This window comes from Streptococcus infantis (genome assembly GCF_047464615.1).
Taxonomy (GTDB): domain Bacteria; phylum Bacillota; class Bacilli; order Lactobacillales; family Streptococcaceae; genus Streptococcus; species Streptococcus infantis_Y.
In genome coordinates this window covers 40,150-64,861 of sequence record NZ_JASHBO010000004.1, presented here as the reverse complement: position 1 = coordinate 64,861, position 24,712 = coordinate 40,150, and the positions used below count along the sequence as shown (strand labels likewise).

Annotated in this window: 25 protein-coding genes and 2 pseudogenes; 10 read left to right on the top strand and 17 right to left on the bottom strand. The window is 37.4% G+C overall.

What is annotated here, in order from left to right; genetic code table 11:
- The first annotated feature begins 9 nt into the window (after positions 1-9).
- From QM450_RS03280 to QM450_RS03260, 5 genes are all read left to right on the top strand, one after another.
- Positions 10-1,125, top strand: a complete 1,116-nt coding sequence (locus tag QM450_RS03280) for a cysteine desulfurase family protein (protein ID WP_414319639.1) — start codon at positions 10-12, stop codon at positions 1,123-1,125.
- 4 nt (positions 1,126-1,129) lie between these two features.
- Positions 1,130-1,477: a DUF1831 domain-containing protein gene (locus QM450_RS03275; RefSeq protein ID WP_248034256.1), complete on the top strand. Its 348-nt coding sequence runs from the start codon at positions 1,130-1,132 to the stop codon at positions 1,475-1,477.
- Positions 1,478-1,486: 9 nt separating this feature from the next.
- On the top strand, positions 1,487-1,702 hold the full coding sequence (locus QM450_RS03270) for a DUF4649 family protein (protein WP_070460469.1): 216 nt from the start codon (positions 1,487-1,489) through the stop codon (positions 1,700-1,702).
- A gap of 81 nt (positions 1,703-1,783) precedes the next feature.
- Entirely contained in the window at positions 1,784-2,425 is a 642-nt protein-coding gene (locus tag QM450_RS03265; RefSeq protein WP_075231364.1) for a redox-sensing transcriptional repressor Rex, read from the top strand.
- Positions 2,426-2,440: 15 nt separating this feature from the next.
- Positions 2,441-3,130, top strand: coding sequence for a gamma-glutamyl-gamma-aminobutyrate hydrolase family protein (locus QM450_RS03260; RefSeq protein WP_075231365.1), 690 nt, complete (start codon positions 2,441-2,443; stop codon positions 3,128-3,130).
- Between the two features lie 23 nt (positions 3,131-3,153).
- Here QM450_RS03260 and radC read toward each other — a convergent pair whose 3' ends face one another.
- Positions 3,154-3,834, bottom strand: coding sequence for a RadC family protein (gene radC, locus QM450_RS03255; protein WP_414319638.1), 681 nt, complete (start codon positions 3,832-3,834; stop codon positions 3,154-3,156).
- Between the two features lie 63 nt (positions 3,835-3,897).
- Positions 3,898-5,178 carry an O-acetylhomoserine aminocarboxypropyltransferase/cysteine synthase family protein gene (locus tag QM450_RS03250; RefSeq protein ID WP_414319637.1) on the bottom strand — a complete coding sequence of 427 codons (1,281 nt, stop codon included), beginning with the start codon at positions 5,176-5,178 and terminating at the stop codon, positions 3,898-3,900.
- Between the two features lie 191 nt (positions 5,179-5,369).
- On the opposite strand from QM450_RS03250, the gene QM450_RS03245 reads away from it, so the two are divergent.
- Together QM450_RS03245 and tnpA are read left to right on the top strand one after the other, a co-directional pair.
- Complete coding sequence (locus tag QM450_RS03245) at positions 5,370-6,065, top strand: VIT family protein (protein WP_414284810.1); 696 nt, start codon at positions 5,370-5,372, stop codon at positions 6,063-6,065.
- Positions 6,066-6,253: 188 nt separating this feature from the next.
- Positions 6,254-6,718: an IS200/IS605 family transposase gene (gene tnpA / locus QM450_RS03240; protein ID WP_000057435.1), complete on the top strand. Its 465-nt coding sequence runs from the start codon at positions 6,254-6,256 to the stop codon at positions 6,716-6,718.
- A gap of 141 nt (positions 6,719-6,859) precedes the next feature.
- On the opposite strand, the gene QM450_RS03235 is transcribed toward tnpA, so the two are convergent.
- From QM450_RS03235 to QM450_RS03215, 5 genes are all read right to left on the bottom strand, one after another.
- Entirely contained in the window at positions 6,860-8,851 is a 1,992-nt protein-coding gene (locus tag QM450_RS03235; protein WP_414319636.1) for an ABC transporter permease, read from the bottom strand.
- Between the two features lies 1 nt (position 8,852).
- Positions 8,853-9,611 carry an ABC transporter ATP-binding protein gene (locus QM450_RS03230; protein WP_414319635.1) on the bottom strand — a complete coding sequence of 253 codons (759 nt, stop codon included), beginning with the start codon at positions 9,609-9,611 and terminating at the stop codon, positions 8,853-8,855.
- Between the two features lie 340 nt (positions 9,612-9,951).
- Positions 9,952-10,224: a PspC domain-containing protein gene (locus tag QM450_RS03225; protein ID WP_045762960.1), complete on the bottom strand. Its 273-nt coding sequence runs from the start codon at positions 10,222-10,224 to the stop codon at positions 9,952-9,954.
- 59 nt (positions 10,225-10,283) lie between these two features.
- Positions 10,284-10,733 (bottom strand): SprT family protein, encoded by a 450-nt coding sequence (locus QM450_RS03220; protein WP_414319634.1) that lies wholly within the window; start codon positions 10,731-10,733, stop codon positions 10,284-10,286.
- Positions 10,720-12,849 carry a Tex family protein gene (locus tag QM450_RS03215; RefSeq protein ID WP_414319633.1) on the bottom strand — a complete coding sequence of 710 codons (2,130 nt, stop codon included), beginning with the start codon at positions 12,847-12,849 and terminating at the stop codon, positions 10,720-10,722. The genes QM450_RS03220 and QM450_RS03215 overlap by 14 nt, the downstream gene beginning before the upstream one ends.
- 163 nt (positions 12,850-13,012) lie before the next feature.
- On the opposite strand from QM450_RS03215, the gene QM450_RS03210 reads away from it, so the two are divergent.
- Genes QM450_RS03210 through QM450_RS03200 form a run of 3 tightly spaced genes read left to right on the top strand, consistent with a single transcriptional unit; the run spans position 13,013 to position 14,862 of the window.
- Entirely contained in the window at positions 13,013-13,144 is a 132-nt protein-coding gene (locus tag QM450_RS03210; RefSeq protein WP_153225565.1) for an SPJ_0845 family protein, read from the top strand.
- Entirely contained in the window at positions 13,145-14,050 is a 906-nt protein-coding gene (locus QM450_RS03205) for a permease (protein ID WP_414319632.1), read from the top strand.
- Positions 14,047-14,862 (top strand): TIGR03943 family putative permease subunit, encoded by an 816-nt coding sequence (locus QM450_RS03200; protein ID WP_414319631.1) that lies wholly within the window; start codon positions 14,047-14,049, stop codon positions 14,860-14,862. The genes QM450_RS03205 and QM450_RS03200 overlap by 4 nt, the downstream gene beginning before the upstream one ends.
- Positions 14,863-14,879: 17 nt before the next feature.
- Here the strand turns inward: QM450_RS03200 and QM450_RS03195 are convergent, their stop codons facing one another.
- The 10 genes and pseudogenes from QM450_RS03195 to QM450_RS03150 form a co-directional block, all read right to left on the bottom strand.
- Positions 14,880-15,491: a tetratricopeptide repeat protein gene (locus QM450_RS03195; protein WP_414319630.1), complete on the bottom strand. Its 612-nt coding sequence runs from the start codon at positions 15,489-15,491 to the stop codon at positions 14,880-14,882.
- Positions 15,492-15,508: 17 nt separating this feature from the next.
- Positions 15,509-16,561: a hypothetical protein gene (locus tag QM450_RS03190; protein WP_414319629.1), complete on the bottom strand. Its 1,053-nt coding sequence runs from the start codon at positions 16,559-16,561 to the stop codon at positions 15,509-15,511.
- Between the two features lie 8 nt (positions 16,562-16,569).
- Complete coding sequence (locus QM450_RS03185) at positions 16,570-17,346, bottom strand: DNA polymerase beta superfamily protein (protein ID WP_414319628.1); 777 nt, start codon at positions 17,344-17,346, stop codon at positions 16,570-16,572.
- Positions 17,347-17,365: 19 nt separating this feature from the next.
- Positions 17,366-20,716, bottom strand: coding sequence for a DEAD/DEAH box helicase family protein (locus tag QM450_RS03180; protein ID WP_414319627.1), 3,351 nt, complete (start codon positions 20,714-20,716; stop codon positions 17,366-17,368).
- 28 nt (positions 20,717-20,744) lie between these two features.
- A pseudogene (locus tag QM450_RS03175) lies at positions 20,745-21,251 on the bottom strand (restriction endonuclease subunit S).
- 369 nt (positions 21,252-21,620) lie between these two features.
- Positions 21,621-21,728: pseudogene (locus tag QM450_RS03170) on the bottom strand (type I R-M system S protein); the annotation flags it as partial.
- 42 nt (positions 21,729-21,770) lie between these two features.
- On the bottom strand, positions 21,771-22,736 hold the full coding sequence (gene xerA, locus QM450_RS03165) for a site-specific tyrosine recombinase/integron integrase (RefSeq protein WP_414319626.1): 966 nt from the start codon (positions 22,734-22,736) through the stop codon (positions 21,771-21,773).
- Between the two features lie 114 nt (positions 22,737-22,850).
- On the bottom strand, positions 22,851-23,264 hold the full coding sequence (locus QM450_RS03160) for a type II toxin-antitoxin system death-on-curing family toxin (RefSeq protein WP_414317389.1): 414 nt from the start codon (positions 23,262-23,264) through the stop codon (positions 22,851-22,853).
- The gene (locus QM450_RS03155; protein WP_000260607.1) at positions 23,261-23,497 is read right to left on the bottom strand and encodes an AbrB family transcriptional regulator; all 237 of its coding nucleotides are present in this window, start codon (positions 23,495-23,497) and stop codon (positions 23,261-23,263) included. Before QM450_RS03155 ends, QM450_RS03160 begins: the two co-directional genes overlap by 4 nt.
- Before the next feature lie 59 nt (positions 23,498-23,556).
- Positions 23,557-24,705: a restriction endonuclease subunit S gene (locus tag QM450_RS03150; protein WP_414319625.1), complete on the bottom strand. Its 1,149-nt coding sequence runs from the start codon at positions 24,703-24,705 to the stop codon at positions 23,557-23,559.
- Positions 24,706-24,712 lie beyond the last annotated feature (7 nt).

The following is a 24,712-nucleotide window of genomic DNA, read 5'->3' as shown; positions in this document are numbered from 1 at the left end:
GGTGAGTTTTTGATTTATTTGGATAATGCTGCAACGACTCCGATGTCTTCAGTAGCTATCTCAGCAATGACTCAAGTCATGCAAGAAACTTATGGCAACCCTTCTAGTATTCATGGACATGGGCGCCAAGCAGGTAAACTATTACGAGAAGCTCGTCAAGAACTAGCTAGTTTACTAGGAACAAAGCCACAACATATATTCTTTACCACTGGTGGTACTGAAAGCAATAATACTGCTATCATCGGCTACTGCCTTCGCCATCAAAATCGTGGAAAGCACATTATCACTACTGCGATTGAGCACCATGCTGTTCTAGAACCCATCAAATACTTGGTTGAAAATTTTGGTTTTGAAGTGACTATTTTACAGCCTGAACATCAAGAAATCACTGCAGACCAGGTCAAAAATGCACTGCGTGAAGATACCATTCTTGTTTCTACTATGTTTGCCAACAATGAAACGGGTACACTGTTACCTATTGCTGAAATTGGAGAGGTTCTAAAAAATCATCCAGCCGTCTATCATGTCGATGCAGTTCAGGCGGTCGGTAAATTAGAGATTCTTCCCGAAAAATTGGGAATTGATTTTCTTAGCGCTTCTGCACACAAATTTTATGGTCCAAAAGGAGTTGGTTTTCTCTATGCTGCATCTACAGATTTTGACTCCTACCTTCATGGTGGCGATCAAGAGCAGAAAAAAAGAGCAGGAACAGAAAATCTTCCTGCCATTGTGGGAATGGTAGCAGCTCTAAAGGATGATCTTGAAAACCAAGCACAAAACTTTGAAAAGGTTCAAAAACTAAAAGAAACATTCTTAAAGGAAATGGCTGACACAGACTATTACCTCAATCAAGGAAATGACCAGCTACCTTATGTCCTTAATATTGGATTCCCAGGTCAACGTAATGATCTACTACTCCTTCGTCTAGATCTTGAAGGTATTTCTATTTCAACTGGCTCTGCTTGTACTGCAGGTGTCGTTCAAGTTAGTCATGTTCTTCAGGCTTTCTACGGTGAAGACTCTCCTCGCTTACACGAATCCGTTCGCGTCAGCATTTCACCTCAAAATACAGAGCAAGAAATAATCACTCTCGCACAAACTCTAAAAGAAATCATTGGAGGTTAACTCAATGGCATTCGAAAAAACCATTAGTCTTAAAAATTGCCGTTATAATTACACACTTAGCCCAACCGTCAAAAAGTTCACTCTAAAAGATAACACTTTTTTTGAAACTAAGGTTGGTAACTATGAACTAACACGTCTTCTTGAAAAAGTTCCAAATAGTGGGGAAGGTTTCCAACTTAAGATTATCATCAACAAAGACTTAACAGGTGCAAAAATCAACATCACTGATAAATTTGGTCTACGTTTAGTCGATATCTTTAAGTCAGAAAAAACTCATATCCACCAAGAGAAATTTTACTTCTTGATGGATAGTCTTGTTGAACGTGATGTCTTTACTAAAAGCGAAAGATAGAAGGCAATCATGTTTCGATTAACTTACAAAGACACCTATCAAGTCGATCGCGTTTTAGAATACGAAGATTATGAAGCACTCATGCTATCACTTTCAGGCTGTGTGACTCTTCCAGATACTACTGTCATTACTTCTCTGACCTATAATGGAAAAGAAATCTATCAGGGGCTTCTGGGAAATCTCTATCGTTTTCTATCTCACTATGATTTTACGAAGATAAGCTAAGATTTTTCTTAGTTTTTTCTTATTTTTGTTGATTTTTTCACAATCTTTCTATAAAATAGTATTTAGAAAGGTTGTGATTTTGTGAAAGAAAAACAGTCTGCTATTCCAAAAGCAACAGCAAAGAGACTTTCTCTTTATTATCGTATCTTTAAAAGATTTCATGCAGAAAAGATTGAAAGAGCCAACTCAAAACAAATTGCCGAGGCCATTGGTATTGATTCTGCTACCGTTAGACGAGATTTTTCCTACTTTGGTGAACTTGGTCGCCGTGGATTTGGCTACGATGTCAAAAAACTAATGACGTTTTTTGCTGATCTTCTAAATGATAATTCTATTACAAATGTTATGTTGGTGGGTATTGGTAATATGGGGCACGCTCTCCTTCACTACCGTTTCCACGAACGAAACAAAATGAAAATCATTATGGCTTTTGATTTGGATGATCATCCTGAGGTTGGGACAAAAACTCCCGATGGAATCCCAATTTATGGAATTTCCCAAATCAAGGAGAAAATAAAAAATGCAGATGTTAAAACTGCAATCTTAACTGTTCCGAGTGTCAAATCACAAGAAGTAGCTAATCTTCTTGTTGAAGCAGGTATTAAAGGAATTTTAAGCTTTTCACCCGTTCATCTCCAACTACCAAAAGATGTGGTAGCTCAGTATGTGGATTTAACTAGTGAATTGCAAACTCTCCTCTATTTCATGAGAAAAGAGGATTAGAAAGCGTAAGCATTTATGAAAAAACCAGTTATTGGGATTACAGGAAACGAAAAAGCTCATCCTGATGATGAGCTGATGATGAGCTATGCTGCGAAGGGCTTTGTTGAAGGAGTCAAGGAAGCTGGGGGAATTCCCATTATCCTACCAATTGGTGATCAAGAAATGGCCAGTTACTACATTAGCTTGATTGATAAACTCATTTTAACTGGTGGACAAAATGTCGATCCAAAGTTCTATGGTGAATCTAAAACGATCGATAGCGATGACTACCACCTTCAACGCGATTTTTTTGAGTTGGCACTCATTGAAGAAGCAATCAAACAAAAGAAACCAATTTTTTCTGTTTGTCGAGGCACCCAGCTCTTTAATGTGGCTATGGGAGGAACTCTTTATCAAGATATTGAAGACCATTGGCAGGATACTTCAGCCGAGTATACAACTCAACGTTTAGTCACCGAGCCTGATACTATTCTTCGAGAAATCTATGGAGAAATCTCTCATATCAACTCTTTCCACCATCAGAGTATTAAGGACCTAGCTCCAAATCTCAAGGTTGTAGCTCATGATCCTAAAGATGGAATTATCGAGGCTGTTACAACAACGGATGGTTTCCCTTACCTCGGTGTTCAATGGCATCCTGAATTTCTCTTTGAAAATCGCCCCAAAGATAAAACACTTTTCGACTATGTCGTCAATGAATTGTAAAACCTGTATCATATACAGGTTTTTTACACCAGATCCGTCTTCTCACGGTAACTAAAATAATCGGAGTGTGAGACGATAAGATGATCCAATAAGACCAACCCCATTAATTCACAGGCTTCTTTGACAAGCTTCGTAACATGGTCATCATTTCTACTTGGCATGACAGCACCAGAAGGGTGATTGTGAACCAGTATCACAGATGTTGCCATATGCTTTAAAGCATAGTGGAGAATTTCCCGTGGTTCAGCAATACTTCTAGTAGCTGAGCCGATAAAAATGGTTTGCTGATGAATGATTTGATTTTGAGTATTAAGATAGAGCGCCACCAGGTGCTCTTGTTTTTTATCTCCCAGTTCAGCTTGCATCTTTTTAGCCAACCTTTGACTACTGAGAATACTCTCTGCCTCCATGGTTTCTTGCTTATGAATACGATGGCCCAGTTCAATCATGGCTTGCAACTCAATAGCTTTCACTCTCCCGATTCCTGATAAACTCTGCAGTTCTTGCAAGGTCATTTTTTTTAAATCAGTTAAACTGTTCAATTGAGACAATACTTTCTGTGCAATTTCAAAAACGGTAGATTGACGAGTTCCTGTTCGTAATAAAATGGCTAGTAATTCCTGATTACTCAAACTTTCTACTCCTTCTGTCACCAAGCGTTCCCTTGGTAAGAGCGAATCTTCTTGAAATGAAATACTATACATAAAAATCCTCCTCACATTACTATTCGTGAGAAGGATGCTTAATTCAATAAAAACTAGTTATTTTTAGATTTTTTCAAGAGCTAGTCGCAAATCTTCAATCAAATCATCGACATTTTCAAGACCGATTGAGAGACGGATTTGATTTTTAGTTACTCCTGCTGCTTCTAAATCAGAGTCTGACAACTGAGCATGTGTTGTAGTCGCGGGATGAACTACCAATGATTTAGCATCTGCTACATTGGCTAAGTTTGAAAAGATTTCCAAGTTGTCAATCACTTTACGAGCTTCTGCTTCTCCACCTTTAACGTGGAAGGTAAAGATTGAACCAACACCTTTTGGTAAGTATTTTTCAGCCAAGGCATGGTATGGACTATCTGGAAGTTTTGGATAGTTGACCTTTTCAACTCTTGGATGGTTCACAAGGAAATCAACGATTTTCTCAGCATTTTGAACATGACGTTCAACACGAAGAGAAAGTGTTTCAAGACCTTGTAAGAGCAAGAATGAGTTAAATGGTGAAAGGGCAGCTCCCATATCGCGAAGCAATTGCACGCGAGCAGCCACGATAAAAGCTGCAGCACCAACATCACGTGTATAACTGATATTGTGGTAGCTTGGATCTTCTTCGACTAATTGAGGGAATTTTCCTGAAGCAGCCCAGTCAAATTTGCCACTATCAACGATAACACCGCCAATAGTTGTACCGTGTCCACCGATAAACTTAGTTGCTGAGTGAACTGCAATATCAACACCGTGAGAAAAGACATTGATAAGATATGGTGTTGCAAAAGTATTGTCAGCGACCAAAGGAATCTGGTGTTTATGAGCAATTTCAGCTATTTTTTCAATATCTGGAATATTGATAGCCGGATTTCCCAAAGTTTCAATCAAGACAAGCTTGGTATTGTCTTTAATCGCTGCTTCTACTTCTTCAAGATTATCAATATCAACAAAAGTTGTGGTGATTCCATAGCGAGGAAGGGTTTCTTTCAAGAGGTTAAAGGTACCACCGTAAATAGTTGAAGCTGCAACCACATGGTCTCCTGCGTGAGCCAGTCCTAAAATTGTGTAGGTAATAGCTGCCATACCTGATGCAGTAGCAAGTGCACCTACACCTCCTTCAAGCGCTGCGATACGCTCTTCAAAGGCTGAAGTTGTTGGGTTAGTGATACGGGTGTAAATATTACCAGCTTTTTGAAGGGCAAAAAGATCTGCACCTTCTTGTGTATCATCAAATACAAAGGACGTTGTTTGGTAAATTGGAACAGCACGAGATTTTGTAGTCGCATCGACCACTTGACCAGCATGCAATTGAAGAGTTTCAAATTTAAATTCACGAGTCATATTTAGACCTCCAAAGATTTCATTAGGTTCATTGTATCACCTATTTCACTAGGTTACAAATACAACTTTGTTATATCTTGGCATAAGAAATAGCTATGGCTATTATTAGAATTGTAGAACTTTTTTCAGATAGTTTAAAAAGTTTGTATTCACTTCCTCTTTACTTTATAATGGTCAAGAAGGAGAAATTTATGTCAGAAATTACACATGAAATTGATGCAAACTTTGCTGGCCGTTTAAATATCTTGAGAGCTGGTGTGCTGGGAGCTAATGATGGAATCATCTCTATCGCTGGAGTTGTTATTGGGGTTGCCAGTGCGACTAACAATATCTGGATTATCTTCCTCTCAGGATTAGCCGCAATTCTTGCTGGTGCCTTTTCTATGGCTGGTGGCGAGTATGTATCCGTATCTACTCAAAAAGACACGGAGGAAGCTGCTGTAGCCCGCGAACAATTACTTTTGGATAAAGATATGGAAGCTGCTAAAAAATCACTCTACGCAGCCTATCTTCAAAATGGTGAGTGTGAAACATCAGCCCAACTCTTAACCAATAAAGCATTTCTTAAAAATCCTCTCAAAGCCTTAGTTGAGGAAAAGTACGGAATCGAGTATGAGGAATTCACTAATCCCTGGCATGCTGCAGCATCTAGCTTCATCGCCTTTGTACTTGGTAGCCTGCCACCAATGCTTTCGATTATTATTTTCCCAAGCGAATACAGAATTCCTGCCACTGTCTTTATCGTAGCGATTTCTCTATTAGTTACCGGCTACACTAGTGCTAAACTTGGAAAAGCCCCAACAAAAACAGCCATGATTCGTAACCTCTGTATCGGTTTGTTGACCATGGGAGTTACCTATCTATTGGGACAGTTGTTTAGTATTTAAAACATAAAAATACCTCGAAAAAATCGAGGTATTTTTTATTATGTGACTTTCAGTCCGTCTCGCTCCGTTAGGTGCGAGACAAATAAACCACCCGCTATGCGGGTGCGCGTCGAAGGTTATACCAAAAAAACTCCAAACGCGATACAATAAAGGTGTTCAAGCCAATTGTAAAGCGAAAGGAGAAAAATATGGCACAAAAGGCACATAGTTTATCACACACAAAGTGGATGTGTAAATATCACATTGTGTTCACCCCTAAGTATAGACGAAAAATCATTTATAATCAATATCGAAGTAGTTTGGGAGAAATATTCCACCGATTATGTAGTTATAAAGGTGTTGAGATTATCGAAGGACACTTAATGCCTGATCATGTACATATGTTAGTAAGTATTCCACCAAGGATAAGTGTTTCAAGTTTCATGGGTTATTTAAAAGGCAAAAGTGCACTCATGATGTTTGACAAACACGCCAATCTCAAGTACAAGTTTGGGAATCGGCATTTTTGGGCAGAAGGTTATTATGTGAGTACGGTTGGACTCAATGAAGCCACAATTAAGAAATATATCCAAGAACAGGAAAAACATGATATAGCACTAGATAAATTAAGTGTGAAAGAATATGAGGATCCCTTTAGGGATAGTGGTAAGTAGTACCAATGTCTCTTTAAGAGGCAAGTGACGAGTCAAGAGCAATAAGGCTTGAACAACGTGAAAGCCAGCGTCTTTAGGCTCTGGCTGGTAATTTGGGCTTATAGCCCTGGTACAAACCACCCGTTTGACGGGTGGTTATGATTATAGCTGGATAATCTTACGATAGCTTCTTGAAGTAATCATAAAGATTAGAACATAGACTAAAGCAAAGATACCACAAATGGAAAGAGTTACGCTTAACATCATGGCTGAATCAACAACACCAACGACCTTGAGAATCAGGCTCAACATGTGATAAGCAAAAGCCAGATGAAGAAAGGCAAAGGCCAGAGGTAGGAAAAAAACAGTCAAGACCTGCTTGTTAATGGTTTGCTTGATTTGTTTTTGATCCAAGCCAACTTTTTGCAGAATGACAAAGCGTTCACGGTCTTCATAACCTTCTGAGATTTGTTTATAGTAGATAACCAGTACAGTACCTACCATAAAGATGATAGAGAGGAAAATACCGATAAAGAGGACTCCACCAAAGAGAGCGTTCATTTCGACAGTTGACTCACTCGCAATGTTTGCACCGTAAATCATACCATCCTCGTTCTTGAAATTGTGACTGAAATTATTCACATACGCATCGAAATCATCAGATAGCTTTAACTGTTCCTCTGGACTAGCTGTTACATCCATACCACCGTAGAGCTGAGTGTATATAGCAGAATCCTGGTATTTATCTAAAAAGTCCTGCAAATTTGAGACAACAAGGTAGTTATAATCTGAGATCAAAAGTACATACTGGTTAGCAACATGGTCTCTGAGGAAATCTTGCTGGATTTCTTGCTTGATAGTATAGTTCTGATTGTTAAGACTGAATGCTTTTTGACCTTTAAGGCCATCGTTCTTAGCGAATAGTCCCACCTCATTATTCGTAAGGTTCAGCTTTTGTCCAGTCATTTTTTCATAATCCTTTTGATCAAAGACTAGGAAAACTGTCTTGGGCATAACACTATTTTGACCTTTTGCAAAGGTGGTTAATTTGGTACCATCTTGACTAGAAAGGCCGAAACTTGCATAGCTAAGAACATCCTTAGTGCTGATTGTTAGGTTCTTTTCCTTGGCATACTGAGTTAAAAGTTGGTCTAAATCCTCAACTTCTACATTTTGTCCTGAAATTGACATATCGTGAGGATACAGGAGTTTTTTAATATTTTCAGAACCATTGTAGATACTGGTTGCTGCCGACATGGTGACCAAAACCATGGTGGAAAGGATGGCGATAGTCGCTAAACCAACCGCATTTTTCTTCATACGGAAAATGAGGTTAGAAACAGAGATGAGATTGTTAGGTTTGTAGTAATATTTCTTGTTTTTCTTGAGCATTTTCAAGAAAACTGTAATCCCAGCATTGAACAAGAGATAGGTTCCTAAAATGACCAGTATTACAGCTAAAAAGAAGGTAGAAATAGCTAATAGAGCATTTGTTACGCTTTGAGCTAGATAATAGCCACTACCTAAAGAGAGTAGTCCCAAGATTGTCTGAAACACTAGGAAACGGCCTTTCTTCTCACCTTTTGCTTTCTCACGAGATAGTTGGAGAGCATCCATACGGATAATGCGGATAGCATTTAGGAAGACAATTACTAAAAAGATAAGACCAAATACCAGAAGGATGGAAAGGACTACGGACCATTGGAAGGTTGCGACTAACTCCACCTTCATCTTTGAAAGTTTGAGCAATAAAGCGAAAATCAGATTGTCAAAGAGGGCACCAATCCCAATCCCAGCAGTGACTGTTACTAGACCAAAAATCAGGAGTTCCTTGAAGGTCATACCAATCAAATGTCGCTTTTCTAGTCCCAACATGCCATATATACCCAGTTCTTTGGAACGATTTTTCATGACAAAACTGTTGGCATAAAGGACGATAATGGCAGATGCAAGTGTTACTACGATGAGACCTAGTTGTAGGGTAAATTGAATAGAAGATCCACCCCGCATTTCTACCATTTTAGGATTAAAAGTTAATGAATAAAATAGGTAGCTGATAGTAACTGCAAGGAGAACTGCTAGTGCAAAAGGATAATAGAGTTTGCGGTTTTTGATTAAGTTGGATACGGCCAACTTATTGGTTAATCGAAACATACTAGTTCACCTCACTTGCCATAACAGTCAAGGTGTCAGAGATTTCTTGGAACATCTGACGATCCGTCTTTTCACCACGGTAGATTTGATTGTAAAGAATGCCGTCCTTGATGAAAAGGACACGTTTTGCACGGCTAGCAGCTGCCGTTGAGTGGGTTACCATAAGAATAGTCTGTCCTTGTTCATTGATTTGATCAAAGATATCAAGAAGGGCTGCAGATGATTTAGAATCTAGAGCTCCTGTTGGCTCATCAGCAAGGAGAATTTCTGGTTCTGTGATAATGGCGCGTGCAACTGCTACCCGTTGTTTTTGCCCCCCAGAAATTTCATAAGGATACTTCTCCTGCAATTGATTGATGCCAAGATTTTCAGCCGTTACGACCAATTTTTTCATCATTTCTGTAATAGGCTTTCTAGACAATACCAAAGGGAGTAAGATATTGTCTTTGACAGAAAGCGTATCTAACAAATTGAAGTCTTGGAAAACAAAACCTAACTTTTCACGACGGAAACTTGAGGCTTCAGAATTTTTAATGGTCGCTGTGTCAGTTCCATTTAGAAAGACTTGACCACGAGTCGGCTTGTCAAGCATGGCGAGAATATTAAGTAAGGTTGATTTACCAGAACCAGATTCACCCATGATAGCAACATAGTCGCCTTTTTCTACGGTAAAGTGAATATCTTTCAAGGCTTCTACTTGATTGCCTTGAAAACGTGTTTTATAAATCTTTTGAATGTGTTTTACATCTAATAGTGTCATGATAATCTCCTTTTTAATATCCCATTAGTTGAAACTGAGCCTGCATCATTTGAATGCCGAACTCAACTCGCTCGATATCCTTTGGACTTGGTTTACTTGTATGTTTCTTTTGTAAGATTGTTTTCATGGTTTCTCTCCTTTTTCTTTATGCTATAAGTTTACTCCAAACAAAGATAGCTTGCCATAACATAACCTTACAAAAGAGGCCTTTAATCTTACATTTTTGTAAGATAGAGATATTTTTTTGAAATCAACTACTATTAGTTTACCACAAATTTTTAAGCAAAAGAAAAACCCTTGGTACTACAAGGGTTTGATTTTTTAAGAATGGTAAAGCGATTTACCAAAACCAACCTTCGTCATCATTGATAGGCTGGGCTTCTTTGATCTTGCGTGGGCCTGTTCCATACATTTCAGCTTCGATGTCTTCTTTTGTTGGTAGGATTGAAGCTAGGATAATGTAGATAATAATTCCGAGTCCAAAGTTTGCGATTGTAAAGATTGCAAAAAGGAAACGAACTAGGGTTACATCAAGATTCCACTTATCAGATAGACCTGCAAGTACACCTGATACCATACGATTTCTTCTCATTTTATAAAATTTTGTATTCATAATTTATTCCTCTTTCGGATTTCTTAATCTTAGTATAGCACTAAACTAGATTTGCTACATCAGTCCTTAGGCCGATTTACCAAGAGGAGCTTTCCACGACAGAGACCACAACGATAACGCTTGGTATCGATTTTTCGCTTTCTTTGATAGATTTGCTGACAAGTCTGACAAGTATAGACTAAGTTTGGCTTTTGATTGGCACTTGATAAGGGAGGAACAAAGCGGAGACCGTCGACCTCTTTTAAAAGTTGCTTAAAGGTTAAATCCTTATGCTGATAGCCTTTACCTTCGAAATAAAGATGATAATGGCAGAGCTCATGACGAACAATTTTACGAAAAACCTCTAAACCAAGTTCTTGATATACTTTGGGATTGAAATCCAAATGACCATCTTTTGGGAAAAATCGTCCACCTGTCGACCGTAGACGAGTATTCCATTGAGCTTGGTGTTTGAAAGGTTTTCCAAAATCTTCTAAAGAAACCTGTTTAACGTAATCAGTTAGATTCATTTGGAGCTAGGAGCGACAGATTCACTTTTTCACGGTCAGCATCGATTTTCTTCACCCAAACAGTAACCAAATCGCCAACCGAAACTACTTGACTCGGATGTTTGATAAATTTCTTACTCATGTGAGAGATATGTATGAGACCGTCCTCATGGATACCGATATCAACAAAGGCACCGAAGTCAACGACGTTACGCACAACTCCCTCAAGCTTTTGGCCAACTTGTAAGTCTTTGATATCCAAGACATCCTGACGAAGGACTGGAGCATCAAAAGAATCACGAAAATCACGACCTGGTTTGAGAAGGTCAGCGATAATATCTTTAAGTGTTTCTTGACCGAGGTCTAGCTCTTGAGCCATTTCCTTGATTGAAATGGATTTTAGTTTGGCTTGTGCTTCTTCATTTAAGTCCTTGATATCTAAGCGTTTAAAGAGTTCCTTGACCGCAGTATAGTTTTCAGGGTGAACTCCTGTATTGTCAAGGATATTAGAACTTTCAGGGATACGGAGGAAACCTGCTGCCTGTTCAAATGCTTTGGCACCAAGGCGAGGAACTTTCTTGATTTGGGCGCGTGAAGTGATTTTACCTTCTTCCTCACGGTACTTAACGATATTTTCAGAGATGGTTTTGTTAAGTCCTGCAACGTGTGAAAGTAAGGCTGGACTAGCTGTATTGATATTGACACCGACTTGGTTAACAACTGTATCAACAACAAAGTCAAGACTTTCAGATAGTTTTTTCTGACTTACATCGTGCTGATACTGGCCGACACCGATGGATTTAGGGTCGATTTTAACCAATTCAGCAAGAGGATCTTGCAAGCGACGAGCGATTGAGATTGCCGAACGTTTTTCAACGGTTAGTTCTGGAAACTCCTGACGGGCAAGTTCACTAGCTGAGTAGACAGACGCACCGCTCTCATTAACGATGACATAACTAACTTCTGGAAAATCCTTGAGCACTTCGGCAACAAAAGCTTCACTTTCACGACTGGCAGTTCCATTTCCGATAGCGATGATTTCAACATCGTATTGGCCAATTAAATCTGCCAAATCTCTCTTTGCTTCTTCAATCTGACGAGCTGAAGCTGGTTTTACTGGGTAAATGACTTGCGTTGTTAGCATCTTACCAGTCGCATCAACGACCGCAAGCTTGGCACCTGTACGAAAGGCAGGGTCAAATCCAAGAACCACGCGCCCTTTTAGTGGTGCTACGAGAAGGAGATTACGAAGGTTTTCTGAGAAGAGTTGGATAGCACCTTCTTCTGCCTTTTCTGTCAATTCGGTACGGATACGACGCTCGATAGCTGGCAGTACCTTCTTCTTAACAGATTGCTGAATAACTTCTTCAATATAGGCATTTTTAACCTTAAAACGAGCAGCAAAGAAAGCCTGAATACGTTCAACTGCATGCTCAAAACCAATCTTCAAGATGCCTAGCTTCTCACCACGATTAAGGGCAAGTGTACGGTAGCCCTGCATGTTAGCAACCGTCTCCGAGAAATCGTAATAAATCTGAAAGACTTGTTTTTCATCAAGAGTTTCGTCTTTAAGTTGAGATGTAATCTTAGAATGTCTAAGGACCTCTTGATAAGTCATTGAACGTAAGTTGACATCCTCAGAGAGAGCTTCAACCAAAATATCAACTGCACCTGCTAAAGCATCTTGTGGAGTATCGAATCCTTCACAGACAAATGCTTCTGCTTCTTTTTCTAGGTCAGAAACATTTTGTAAGATTAAGCGAGCAAGAGGGAAAAGTCCCGCCTCACGCGCAATCGTTGCCTTGGTACGACGTTTTTCCTTATAGGGAAGATAGAGCTCTTCAACGTCTGCTAGTTTTTCAGCAGCTAAGATGGCTTCTTCTAACTCTTTGGTCAATTTACCTTGCTCTTGGATCTTAGCCAAAACCGCTTCCTTACGGTCATTGAGGTTGGTTAGACTTTTATCAAGGTCAATAATAGCTTTAATGGCTACTTCATCTAAACTACCAGTCATGTCTTTCCGATAACGAGCGATAAAGGGAATTGTTGCTCCTTCTGCTGTCAAAGACAAGACCGTATCAATTTGCTTTAAGGTTACACCCAAATCTTGGGAAATTTTTTCATATTTTTTATCCATGAGACTATTATACCATAAGGAAGAAAGCTTGTTTTCATTAATGTCACAGTTAGCTTGGTATTTGTTGAAGATAAAAATTCATTTGTCTTGTCAATTTAAAATTAAACCTTTTGGCTGAAATAATAGTATAATAGAGGAAACAATAAGAATCGAGGTATGCCTTATGGCTGTTAAATTTACAAAAACTGATGACTTAGATAAGATGTTCGAAGAGTTCGCAAAACTACCTGATTTGAAGCAAGTAGCTTTTCCAGATGATAAAGAAAAGAAAGATAAGGCTGAAAAGAAAAAATAGATGACACTCTTTCAAAGTCTACCTTCTAGTGTGTTACAAGCTGGCGCTATTTTTCTATCAATCATCATTGAAGCCCTACCCTTTGTCTTGATTGGTAGTATTATCTCTGGTGCTATTGAAGTCTATGTGACTCCTGAGAAGGTTTATACATTTCTCCCTAAAAATCGATTGGGGAGGATCTTTTTTGGTACCTTCATAGGGTTTCTCTTTCCCTCTTGTGAATGTGGAATCGTTCCTATCATTAATCGTTTCTTAGAGAAGAAGGTTCCAAGCTATACAGCTGTTCCCTTTCTAGTAACCGCTCCTATCATCAATCCCATCGTACTTTTTGCAACTTATTCAGCCTTTGGTAATTCATTTAAAATGGTTTTACTCCGCGCTTTAGGTTCGATTCTTGTTGCTACTATATTAGGTATTTTCCTTGGATTTTTCTGGGAGGAACCTATTCAAAAGGAATATAGATTGGCTTGTCATGAGCATGATTTTTCTCACTTGAGTAAAAGTCAAAAAATCCTTCAGGTATTTATCCAAGCTATCGATGAATTCTTTGATATGGGACGTTATTTGGTCTTTGGCTGTCTTTTTGCAAGTATAGTCCAAGTATATGTGCCAACTAGGATCCTGACTTCTATCAGCGCAACACCACTACTTGCTATTGTTCTCTTGATGGTCTTGTCCTTCCTTCTATCACTCTGTAGTGAAGCGGATGCCTTTATTGGCTCTTCGTTGCTCTCTAGTTTCGGATTTGCGCCAGTTCTTGCCTTTCTAATTATTGGACCAATGCTTGATGTCAAAAACCTACTCATGATGAAGAATTATCTTAAAACTCGCTTTATTTGGCAGTTCATGACCATTGTGACTCTTGTTGTTCTTGTCTATTCTTATCTAGTCGGGGTGATGATATGATACGATTTCTTATTTTGATTAGTTATTTTTTCTTAACCCTTTATCTACACCTATCTGGTAAGCTCAATCAATATCTAAACCTCCACTACTCTTATCTGGCTTATATAACAATGGTGTTGTCTTTCTTGCTAGCCATCGTTCAAGCCTATATTTGCTTCAAGCGTTTGAAAGAACATAGTCACTTACATAGTTTTGCAGCCAAGCTTGCTAGTTTTGTCCTCTTAAGTTTACCTTTGTTAGTTGGATTTGCCTTTCCAACTGTTGCACTAGACTCACAAACTGTATCTGCAAAAGGCTATTATTTCCCTTTGTCGGAAGGAACTGACAAGGCAATCCAAGCAAGTGAAGGAACGAGCAGTCAGTATCTTAAACCAGATACGAGTAGGTTTTATTCACACACAACTTATGTAGACACTGTTCGTAAGAGTGCTGATAAATACTTAGCTCAATCAAGCATTGTCATCAAGGATGAGAATTACTTGGAAGTCATGGAAGTTATCTATGATTTTCCAAATGAATTTGAAGGCAAGGAAATCGAGTTCACAGGCTTTGTCTACAATGATCCGAATCACGCTAATAGTCAATTTATCTTTCGCTTTGGTATTATGCACTGTATCGCTGATTCAGGAGTTTTCGGCCTCTTGACCACAGGAAATATCAATCATTATGAAAATAATACCTGGGTAAGAGTCAAAGGTAAGATTAGCAATCACTATCACAAGGAACTTAACCAAGTCCTCCCAACTCTTGAAGTTCAATCTTTCGTAAAAGTCGATAAGCCAGAGAATCCTTATGTTTACAAAGAATTTTAAAAAGTAGCCTGAGTGGGCTACTTTTTCTTGTTTAACAAGTCTTTAACTTCTTGAGCTCCAACCTGATCGCCTGCTTTTTCAAAAAGATCGATAGCTTGCAAAAAATTCTCTTTCGATTTTTCAGGTTTTTCTACAGAATAAATCTCTCCCAAACCTCTGAAAGAACAGGCTTGAGCTATCAGATCATCTGTTTGTAATGCTTGCTTTAAGGACTGTTCCATATACATGATTGCTTTTGCTATTTCCCCTAGTTTTAATCGTAAATAACCTTGCTCATAATTATTGACAGAAGATTTGAGTGCATCCTCTGAAAAAGATTTTTCAATGATTTCTCGCTCTTTATCGATATAGTTAAGAGCCGTTTGATAGTCATTCATTTCACGATAAACCATAGCTAACTGGTGATAGCCTATATGTTCATTTTCTTTATCTTGACTTGATATAGCTACTTCAAGATAGTTTTGATAAATCAGCAAAGCTTCTTTGTAATCTTTTTCAAAGAGCTTAATATACCCCATTAAATTGAGAAGGCCATAATCCTTGCATGTTTCCAAAGAGAAATTTTCTGAGACTAATTTCTTGGCCTCTTCAATCTTCCCCTCAAACAATAATTCCCAGGCTTTTTTCATACTTATAATCCTCCATCTTATGTAGTATAGAAATCAATCGACAAATCACTATCAGACTCGTATTTTTTCCATGCTAGGCTAAAGCCATAATAGTCTTCAAATTCTGGATGCCAGTCATAATAAAGTGGGATACGGCTAAATTTTCTTGCAACTACTTCATCTTCAAATTCTGGGGACTCTCCTGCAGTAATTCCAAATTGAAGGCCATTCAGTTCCCATGTATTTCCCCAAACATTTTCGTCTGATAGAACGTCAATCCAACGAGAGGCGTCAATATCAAAATCTGCACATAATTCAAGTTCTAACAATTTTCTGTAGTTTACCTTGGTGGGTTTAATGAAGAAGGCACCTTCTACCTGATACTTTTTATCTTGTACTTGAATTTGTGTGATTTTCATCGGAATTGGAATTCTATTTAACTCCAACCAAAAATAGCCTAGAGGAGTTTTGATTGCATGGTAAATTTGTTTAGACTCTATTTTTACTTTTTTCAAGCAAGCATTTAGAATTCTTCCATGCTCAAGTATATTTTTACAAACTATTTTTGAAGTCTCTAGGTCAAAAATAGAATACCTACGGATGACCCTTTTTAACTTTTCAACGGGATAAGTGATATCTCTAGGGTAAGCACGATATTTCTGGACTACCAGAGCTATTTTTTCAATATTTTCCTTTCCAGTTGGTACAATCACACCATGCCCAATCTGAATAGATGGATCATCACAGATATAAGTATATCCATTTCCACCTTTTTGAAACTCAACGACAACGAGATTCAACTCCTGATCAGGATCAAAAAGTGGTTCAACTTTTGCACTGGTCTGGCGCTCATAAAAAGTGAAACAACCTGGATTATCCTCTTCGCCAAAGACCTTAAAACTACCACAATTTGGGCACTTCCACATATAAAAGGAAGCCTCCGAAATGTCTTCATAGGAAATTCTATCATGTTCGTCAGTATTGTTAAAAATATCCTCAAGCAACTCATCCGAATAAACCGAATAAGCATTTGGATCAGGCGCTTGGTGGTCGTTCATTGCTTGACCACATCTACATGTCCATTTTCCCATATCTAACCTCAGTCACGACTTAATTCTTCAAGGAAAAATTGATTAAGAGCTTCCCAGTCTTTCTTCTCCTCGGTAACACTTTGGACGTAATCATCTAGTTCTTGGATATTTTTGATAATGTAGTCCTGGATGGGCTTAATGGGCTCAATTTCCATACTTTCAGGTCCATTTATCTTGATATCAAGCAATCTAGACACATGCTCTTTCATTTCATCAGGAAGCAATTCTTTCACTAAATCATCAAACAAAATCGGTGGAACAGAATGATATTTTTCTATCCAACGACAGGCTAAAATGGGACGCAGAGCATAGAAGTACTTTTTAGGTTTGACCTTATCTCCTGAAAGATACTTATTCATTTGAGTTCTAGCAGTATTCAAGTAATGGTGGAGCATCTTTTTCTCAGAAAAATACTGACTAACAAGCGGACGAATACGGTCAATAAAGCCTGCGTCTTGCTGGTAAACGATTGGCGACTGTAACCACTCAAAGAGGGTTGGATTTGACTTATAAAGCAACTTTAAAGCCTTGTCCAAATCCCAGCCACTCACATCCCAGGTATCGTCAATTGGTAGTTCGATGACATCGCGATGATCGTTTAAACTAAGATAAAAATCTTGCTTATGCTTGTAAATGAAACGCACATCAAAGTCACTATCCGGAGACTCAAAGCCCCAAGCGCGACTGCCAGACTCAATTGCCCACAATACGGTAACATCATAATCACGTTCAATTTCCGCTAGTTTTTCAGGTACCAGAACATTCATTTCTTCTTGTGTTTGCATGGTGCTTCTCTTTCTATATTCAAGCTACTTCTTCGGCACGATTATTGATTAAATCAATTGTTTGGACAATATTTCTCAATATTGGTATTTGATGTTGAAATAGTACTTGTACGGATCCATAAGATTTAAACGGTTCTTGTGTCAGGATCGACTTATCCATATAACCATTTTCAACGACATAATCGACAATCAATTTCACAAAAGAAATTTGCTTAGCATTAAGGCTTTCATCTGACAAGAACTTAGAAAACACTTGATTAGCAGCCTCTCTATTCAAACCAATAATCTCACGAACCAATCTAGGAATAGCCTTGTTCTCATAGTGCTGCTGATAGTCAGTTTTACTTCCTAATTTTTCCCATAATAGGGTTTCTAATGCTAATAAATCTTGAGCAGTCAACTTCTTGTTATGATACAATTTAGAAATTGCTTCTTCATCCAAATGAGCTTTCAAATAATGCTCAACTTTTTCGTTATAGGCTCGAAGATCATTTACCTGCAAATAAGGGTTGGTTTCATATACAGTAGAAAGAATTCGATCTTCAAAATTGACATAATATATTATTCGGCTCGTTTTATCTAAGAATTGCAATAAATCTCTTAGAGAAAGGCGTATTTTTTCAAGTTCAGACAAGCTTACTTCCTCCCAAAATTCAGGTTCTTGTACTTTCCTGATAATTTCAGCCTGTGCAAAGACCTGAGGGATATTGCCAACAGAAGCAAGAGCCTGAGCAGTTTTAATGACTTGAGTTATATGAGTCCTTGATGGCTTAGAGGTTAGTTGCCCTACTTGAATTTCTAACATCCATAAATCAAATCGTCTAGCCATTTCATTTTCTTTATCTTCATCAAACATGAGAGGGGAGATATGACTATGAAGTTGCTCGCAGGAAATCGTTGTAAGATTTTGCCAAGTTTCTAATTTTTTATAGGTATAAACTATATCTAAGACCATACGAACCCTAAAGTCTAACTCATTTAAATCCTCTACATGACTATGAAGTTCTGAGACCAGTTGCTGACGATACTCTCTTGCAAATGGATCCTCTTGATAGTGAAGGTCTTGCAGTTCACGAATCAAGTCCACCTTGATATTAAACAAACGCTGTGTTAAGGGAACAATATGACGTCCATTTCCTTCTCTCGGATCTGCTTTGAAGTATTCAAAGTTGTCACCATAATCAAATACCAAGAAGTTTTCCTTATCCTGATCAGGTCCAAACAAATCTTTACAGAGACGCGTTCCACGACCAATCATCTGCCAAAATTTTGTTTTTGAGCGAACTTTCTTGAAAAAGACTAAATTGACAACCTCTGGGACATCAATACCTGTATCCAACATGTCAACTGAAATTGCAATTTGAGGATATTTCTCTTTGATTTTAAAATCATCAATCAAGGTCTGATAATGTTTAATACTATAATCAATCACCTGAGCATAGTCGCTCCCCTTTTCAGGATATCGTTTATTAAAAATCTCTCTAATAAATTCAGCATGATGATGATTCTTTGCAAAGATGATAGTTTTTCCAATCTCATCACCCGAAGCCGTCTGAATCCCTCTCGTCATTAGTTCATCTAGAACAATCTCTACTGTACCTTTATTAAAAATAAAGGAATTAAAAGCTCCAGCATCAATGTCTTTTTCTAGACTATCATCTTCAAATTGGCTATCAAAATATTCTTTATCTTCTTGGGATAGATCATCGTAATGAAGCCCATCTGTAGGTAATTCTAACTTGGTTTCGATCGAATGATAGGATACCAAGTAGCCATCCTCAACAGCCTTTTCAAGATCATAAGCATAGGTAGGAACACCATTTTCCAAGTTAAAAAATCCATAAGTGTTTTTATCAAGATCCTGACGAGGTGTGGCCGTTAAGCCTACGATTCTAGCATCAAAATAATCAAAAATGGTCTTGTATTTTTGATAAATAGAGCGGTGAGACTCATCAATAATGATAAGATCAAAGTGGCCAACAGTGAAAGGACGTTGAATGACTTCTTCCTGATCACTAATTGCTCCGATCATGGTCGGATAAGTAGAAAATACCATTCGACTTGATCGTGCTCCAGCTTTATCCTCTAAAAAGTTACAAACTGTAAGATCTGGAAGCAATTTCCTAAATGAATCATAGGCCTGTTTTACAAGAGATGTTCGGTCAGCTAGAAAGAGCACATTTTTGACCCAATTGTGACGTGATAGGATATCAACAAGAGAGACTGCAGTTCGAGTTTTCCCGGAACCAGTTGCCATTACCAAAAGAGCTTGTCTACGATTGTTAGAAAAAGCCTCACAAACACTTGCAATCGCATGTTTCTGGTAATATCGTCCAGAGATATCGTCTCTGATTTTACTAGAAATATCCTCCAGTGGTTTTTGCAAATGTCGTCTGTCCATCAATAATTGCAATTCATCTTGAGAGTAGAAACCTGCAATCTGGCGGCGATTTACACCATCAAGAATGTAGTGCTTGAGGCCATTTGTAATAAAACAAATCGGTTGGTAACCTATTTTTTCCTCTAGCGCTTCAGCATATTCCCTGACTTGTACCTCACCTACTTCTGGATTAACTGCAGCTTTTTTAGCTTCAATAATTGCTAAAATCTTTCCACTTTTACCATAAAGAACGTAATCACAATAACCTATTCCCGAGCCGTGTTTCAGTCCATTAACAGCGACTTCAACTCGACAATTTTCTTCAAATGTCCAACCTGCTAAACGTAAATCAATGTCAATAAAGAGTTTTCTTGTCTCAGCCTCAGATAACTGATCGATGTGGAAAGGAACCTCTTGCCGTTGTGCAGCAGTTTCACGTTTTTCAGTATAATTCTCTTGCACTTCCAAGGACTGTACAGCCATTTGTTCATGAAAGTCTGGCATAACAGGTAAACTGTCTTGCAGTTCCACCATGGCTTGTGGTGTTTCTCTTTTCTTGACATTCTCTGAAAGTGGCAATAATTTCTCGTCAAAAAAACGTTCCACAAATTCATTGCTATAGCAGTAATCAATAAAGTTTACGAACTGGTACAAATGATGTAAGGCTAAAATCGCTTCGCGTTCCTTGATCTCCCCACCATGAGCAGCATGATTGCCCCAGCGTATCAAGAGAACCATCTGACTATGAAGCTCTGGATCTACGATTTCTCTAAAGTCATCATCCCAAACTAATGAAGACAAGGTAGCACGATAAGGGGCTTCCAAATAAGAATCATGGCTATAAATCCAATGAACAGCCTGCTCCAAGGCACGACGCGCCATGAAAGCTGTCGCTACAGTGGATGTCTCAATCATATTCTCAGCTTCTATACAGGGCCTCGAAAAAGATTCATACTCCTTATTATTCAAAAGAAAATCAAAATTTCCCATTTTTCTCTCACTTTGACTAAATAGATAGCTATATTATACTAGATTTTAAGCTATTTCTCCACAGTTTTATAGCTATCTGACAAGCAAATTGTGATTTGTCTACCTGAGTCACAAAGTCTGCGAACTCGTTTTGGAGGGAGGGGGATGGAAATATCTAATAAATCTGATTTGGTTAAGCTAGGTATCGTTACGGCTTTATTTAACTTTTCAAAATTGTATAATTGACAGAAATAGAATAAATATTCTGAGTTTATTTTTTCTAAAGTAGGTTCTAATCCAAACGCTGTATCTACATTCCAAAAGTTTTCTCTTACTAAAATCGGTTTATTTATATTTCCTTTACGTCCAATAATTACCGAATTTTTTTCACAATCCAATCTTTAGCATATCCTATAATTCCCCCACTTCCATAAATAGGGAATTGTCCGTTATTATCTTCAACATTCTTTTGATTTTTACCATTTCTTATAGTAAGAATCTCGTTCCATTTGCAAACTTTCCATTCTTTATCATTAAGAATAACATCCCCAAACATTTCGTTAAATCGGGATTTTACAAGGTTTGAAAGTTCGCTAAGTTGTTTACTTCTAATAATAATTTCATTATCTAACTTTTCTAATATTCCAATAATTTTATCTTGTTCAAAAATACTCCTCATTGGAATCTGGGCATCTGATAAATTATTGAGTTTAATATACTTTATAACTCCTCCAATTGATTGGTATCGTAAAACTTCTATATACTTATCAAGAAAGTAGTATAGATATTTCATTCTTACATTAGAATTACTAGTCAAAATATAGGTTCTCTGATAAGCATTAAATTTTCCTTTATAATACTTAACATTTAAATCCCCATTTCCAGCTACTAAAACTACCTCACCGTCATAAGCGTATTCGTTAATTCTTGAAATTTCTTTAGCTGTTGTAAAAAAAGGATACTTACCTCCGAAAACTGCCGCATTAGCATCCAATTTACCAGTTTGAATAGAAACTAATTGCCCTAACTTCACTTTCTTCACGCAACCACCTCCTCGAAATATCGGGATTTGCACTTAAGAGATAAACTTCTGATGGGAATGTTTGACATTACTTTGGTTGACCATAGCATAGGCTAGAGTAGTATCAATTTTACTATGTCCAAGAAGCTTTTGAACTTGTTCGATAGGCATTCCTTTATCAATTGCCTTTGTCGCTAGTGTTCTTCTAAATTTATGAGGGTGAACCTTTTGAATTCCAAGTTTTTGACCTAATTTTCGTAATCGAATCTCAACACCAGCTATTCCGAGTCTTTGGGCTTTTCCGAGCAAGCTAACAAAAAGAGCTGGATGATTATCTTCTCTGCATTTGATATAGTTTTTTAAATGGATTTTCGTACGAGCATCAAAATAAACAGGTCTTTCCTTTTTACCTTTCCCAAATACAACACATTCACGATTTTCAAAGTCAATATCTGAGCGATTCAGTTGAACAAGTTCTCCCACTCGCATTCCTGTTGAAGCTAGTAGATCGATCATTGCTAAATCCCTTAAGTTTTCACAATTGTCTCGCATGATTTCAAGATGTTCATCCGTATAAGTTTCCTTTACAGTTTGTTCGGTCTTAATCTTTTTTATCCGTCGAATAGGATTTTTGATGATATATTCCTCCTGCTCAAGCCAAGCAAAAAACGAAGACAAGATGCGTCGGATATTGTCCAAATTTGCTTTACTGCAATCTTTTTCTGACTGATACTGTGCTAGATAACTTCTCAGATCATCTGTTGTCAGTTGTGTTACAGACTGCTTAATACTTGTAAATAAATTTTCAATGGTCCTTTGATAATAACGAATCGTTTTTGCACTACACCCCTCCACCTGTTTAGCAGTAATGAACAAGGCTAACAAGGATTTATTCGTATACTTCTGTTGATTGACACCATTTACTAAATGGCGCTCTAAACTCTCCCGCAATGCTAGTAATTGTGCATTGTTTAAAAGAGGTAACATTTCTTGAATGATGATTGTCACTTTTGTTTCCATATTTTCTCACTTTCATTATTTCAATAAAAATAGACAATATTAGTTTTCTGCATTACAGAATTCTAATACTGTCTGTTTATCTATTTTTTACTTATAGGATTTAAATATCCAAGCTTAAATTTGGTCATTAACTCTAAATGAATGTTCAGAGATCCATTTGGTGTAGCTAGATAACCTTTCATCTGTTAAGGATTCTACTGCGATAGTTACACACATATCGACCGCTTCTTCAACTGTTACAGAAAAACGATAACCATTTAACTGTAGAAATTTCACCAAAACGAAGAAAGCAGTTCGTTTATTAGCGTTGGCAAAAACATGCTTCTTGATTAATTGGACAAATAGTATCGTTGCCTTATCAAAAATTGTTGGATAAAGAGGTTTACCGAAGACAAATTGTTCTGGTAAATTGACAATCATATTTAAGGCAGAAGGACTAACTGTCTGAATTTTTTCATTAGGTGAATAACGTTGAATTGCTAAAGCATTGATTTTTTCAATTTGTCTTTCTGTAAGATAGACTGTCATTTTTCCACCAAAGCTTTGAAAACATCATCGTATTCGTCAAAGATTTTATCCAAATTTAAGTCAAAGGCATCATCAGATACATAAGAAATCTGATGTCCAGACTCTTCGGGAGTAAAGATAATTTCACCACTTGGTAACAATTTCGCTTCGTATTTTACACCACTTGGAATATTGAATTCACTTGGAATAGTAATGGTGATTGAATTTCCTTGTTTTCTTGTTTTTACTACCATCAGATTTCCTCCTTTGAAGTATTATAACAAATAATTACCGTAATTACAATGACAGAATATCAGCCAAAATACTCCTGCATGAGTGATTTCTTCAAAGTTTCAAGTTCTTCTAGTGATTTTTGGATTGCCAATTGTGATTTGTCTACCTGAGCCACAAAGTCTGCGAACTCGTTCTGGAGGGAAAGAGGGGGGAGGGGGATATATAATTCTTCAATCTGATTTTTTGTTATCGCTTGACGGGTGGCGCCTGAACTTTCTCCTATTTTCAGTAACAAACTCTTAAACTCTGAAGTTATTAGAAGTTGATTTAAAAATATTGGTGATAATAAGTGCTTTTTACAACGAATTATAGAAACGTGTTGATTAACTCTCGCAGGCAAAATATTTTGAGGAACAATACAGCAACGAGATACAGATGCACCTGTAATATTAAGCAAAACATCGTCTGATTCAACAATTACATTATTTAATTTTTCAGCCTGAACATTAGTTAGATAAGCTAAATCTTTGAAAATAAACTTACCATCATATACATTCATACTTCTAATAAGTGCTATCCCTTCGTTGACATAACTTTCTCTTCCTCCTCTAGGTGTAGCCCCTGAACCAATTTTTAATGTTAATTTTGATAATCTATGTTCTTCCCAACCCATTTCATTCAGAACAGGATCCCCAAACATCTCGTTAAATCGGGATTTGACGAGCTCGTTTAATTCTTCTGACTGAATTTTACGAAAATCATAAATTTGACTTATTGTATTTAGTTCTTTTGAAATTAGCTTTTGTTCTGGTTTATTAGGCAATACAAATGAGATGTCTTTAATTTTAGCTACTGAAAGGTGCTTTACTGTAACAAAAGGGGTCTTATCTTCAATTTCTTTTAAGTATTTGGGAATCAACCAAGATATATAATCTTCATCTACACTTTTATCCGTAATTTTTATTTTACAAACACGTTGATTAAGTAGCGCAAAATCCCCCTCCCATTTTTTCAATATAAAACTACCATCCATTGTAATCAATAAATCTCCATTTTTAATAAGATATTCTTCTGGATAAGCTCCTTCAAAGTAGGTATCAGAAAAACCTCTCTCTACATCTCGAATTCGGATTAAGGGAAGCCCAATTTTTTTATCGTTAAATTGTGATGATTTAAAAGCGTAACCAGATAAAATCTCACAAACTTCCCCCAACTTCACTTTTTTCATACATGCA

Bases quoted from the DNA above. Each gene is read 5' to 3' on its own strand.
- QM450_RS03275 (WP_248034256.1), top strand. From the start codon at position 1,130: ATGGCATTCGAAAAAACCATTAGTCTTAAAAATTGCCGTTATAATTAC.
- QM450_RS03270 (WP_070460469.1), top strand. From the start codon at position 1,487: ATGTTTCGATTAACTTACAAAGACACCTATCAAGTCGATCGCGTTTTA.
- QM450_RS03260 (WP_075231365.1), top strand. From the start codon at position 2,441: ATGAAAAAACCAGTTATTGGGATTACAGGAAACGAAAAAGCTCATCCT.
- radC (WP_414319638.1), bottom strand. From the start codon at position 3,834: ATGTATAGTATTTCATTTCAAGAAGATTCGCTCTTACCAAGGGAACGC.
- QM450_RS03250 (WP_414319637.1), bottom strand. From the start codon at position 5,178: ATGACTCGTGAATTTAAATTTGAAACTCTTCAATTGCATGCTGGTCAA.
- QM450_RS03245 (WP_414284810.1), top strand. From the start codon at position 5,370: ATGTCAGAAATTACACATGAAATTGATGCAAACTTTGCTGGCCGTTTA.
- tnpA (WP_000057435.1), top strand. From the start codon at position 6,254: ATGGCACAAAAGGCACATAGTTTATCACACACAAAGTGGATGTGTAAA.
- QM450_RS03235 (WP_414319636.1), bottom strand. From the start codon at position 8,851: ATGTTTCGATTAACCAATAAGTTGGCCGTATCCAACTTAATCAAAAAC.
- QM450_RS03230 (WP_414319635.1), bottom strand. From the start codon at position 9,611: ATGACACTATTAGATGTAAAACACATTCAAAAGATTTATAAAACACGT.
- QM450_RS03225 (WP_045762960.1), bottom strand. From the start codon at position 10,224: ATGAATACAAAATTTTATAAAATGAGAAGAAATCGTATGGTATCAGGT.
- QM450_RS03220 (WP_414319634.1), bottom strand. From the start codon at position 10,733: ATGAATCTAACTGATTACGTTAAACAGGTTTCTTTAGAAGATTTTGGA.
- QM450_RS03215 (WP_414319633.1), bottom strand. From the start codon at position 12,849: ATGGATAAAAAATATGAAAAAATTTCCCAAGATTTGGGTGTAACCTTA.
- QM450_RS03210 (WP_153225565.1), top strand. From the start codon at position 13,013: ATGGCTGTTAAATTTACAAAAACTGATGACTTAGATAAGATGTTCGAA.
- QM450_RS03205 (WP_414319632.1), top strand. From the start codon at position 13,145: ATGACACTCTTTCAAAGTCTACCTTCTAGTGTGTTACAAGCTGGCGCT.
- QM450_RS03200 (WP_414319631.1), top strand. From the start codon at position 14,047: ATGATACGATTTCTTATTTTGATTAGTTATTTTTTCTTAACCCTTTAT.
- QM450_RS03195 (WP_414319630.1), bottom strand. From the start codon at position 15,491: ATGAAAAAAGCCTGGGAATTATTGTTTGAGGGGAAGATTGAAGAGGCC.
- QM450_RS03190 (WP_414319629.1), bottom strand. From the start codon at position 16,561: ATGGGAAAATGGACATGTAGATGTGGTCAAGCAATGAACGACCACCAA.
- QM450_RS03185 (WP_414319628.1), bottom strand. From the start codon at position 17,346: ATGCAAACACAAGAAGAAATGAATGTTCTGGTACCTGAAAAACTAGCG.
- QM450_RS03180 (WP_414319627.1), bottom strand. From the start codon at position 20,716: ATGGGAAATTTTGATTTTCTTTTGAATAATAAGGAGTATGAATCTTTT.
- xerA (WP_414319626.1), bottom strand. From the start codon at position 22,736: ATGGAAACAAAAGTGACAATCATCATTCAAGAAATGTTACCTCTTTTA.
- QM450_RS03160 (WP_414317389.1), bottom strand. From the start codon at position 23,264: ATGACAGTCTATCTTACAGAAAGACAAATTGAAAAAATCAATGCTTTA.
- QM450_RS03155 (WP_000260607.1), bottom strand. From the start codon at position 23,497: ATGGTAGTAAAAACAAGAAAACAAGGAAATTCAATCACCATTACTATT.
- QM450_RS03150 (WP_414319625.1), bottom strand. From the start codon at position 24,705: ATGAAAAAAGTGAAGTTGGGGGAAGTTTGTGAGATTTTATCTGGTTAC.